Source organism: Paenibacillus sp. 01L418 (genome assembly GCF_056400045.1).
Map to the genome: position 1 here is coordinate 1 of NZ_JBFTSN010000818.1, position 889 is coordinate 889.

Annotated in this window: 2 protein-coding genes; both read right to left on the minus strand. The window is 43.3% G+C overall.

Translation table 11 applies throughout. The annotated features are described in order from the left end of the window. Positions 1-244: flagellar assembly protein A (locus AC1DSE_RS35860; protein ID WP_477529192.1), on the minus strand; the 244-nt coding region annotated here is incomplete at its 3' end. Positions 245-258: 14 nt separating this feature from the next. Continuing rightward, positions 259-889, minus strand: a 631-nt coding sequence (locus AC1DSE_RS35865; protein WP_477529193.1) for a FliA/WhiG family RNA polymerase sigma factor, incomplete at its 5' end; no start/stop codon positions are given.

An 889-nucleotide genomic window follows, 5' to 3' on the forward strand; every position in this document is an offset into this window, starting at 1 on the left:
GTGTAGGAGACTGCCCTTGCGCAACAAGTGTTTGTTCTTTGAAATATGCGAGAGGATTAGTGCCAATCTGACTCAGAACTTCTTTACGAAGGCCAAAAACGATCCCCTTGCTATGCAAGAATCGTTCTAGCTCATCGCCGTTACATTCGAATTCGTCCGAAATCCTGCTAAAGGTTAAAAATGCAGACAAATTATCGGCAGATGTCTGTATGCGTAGGTATGATTCTAATTGAAGATTTTCCACGTAGCTCCCCCCTTTTAATGTTGCATGAGTTGATCTTTATGCTTAGCCAAAGCTCCTCGCAGCCTCAAAATCGCTTTAGAATGGAGCTGGGATATTCTCGACGGTGATAGTGACATTACTTCAGCAATTTCACTTAATGATAGTTCCTCATAATAGAAGAGAGAAACGACTGTTCGTTCCTTTTCCGTAAGTCTTTCAATCCCTTTAACCAATGATTCTTTCAAATAAAACTCATGAACCTTATGATCCGGGTTTTTCGCCTTATCGTCCACTAGCAAAGACATTCTTGTCTCCGATTCCTCTTCACGAATCGGGTCCTCCAATGAGCAGACCGTTGTTACCGCAATATCTTGCAGCATATTAATGAATTCTTTCTCCGTTACATCAAGATAGCGGCTAATTTCTGCATCTGTCACAGAACGCAAGTACTGCTGCTCTAAATGCTGATATGCCTCTTCTACTCGTTTGGCCTTCTCTCGCACAGAACGCGGGACCCAGTCACCTTGTCTTAAGCCATCTATAATAGCGCCGCGAATGCGCCATGAGGCATACGTTTCAAACTGCAAGCCGCGGCCGTAATCAAATTTTTCAATAGCATCAATAAGACCCATTACGCCATTGCTTGCAAGGTCATCTCTAATGACG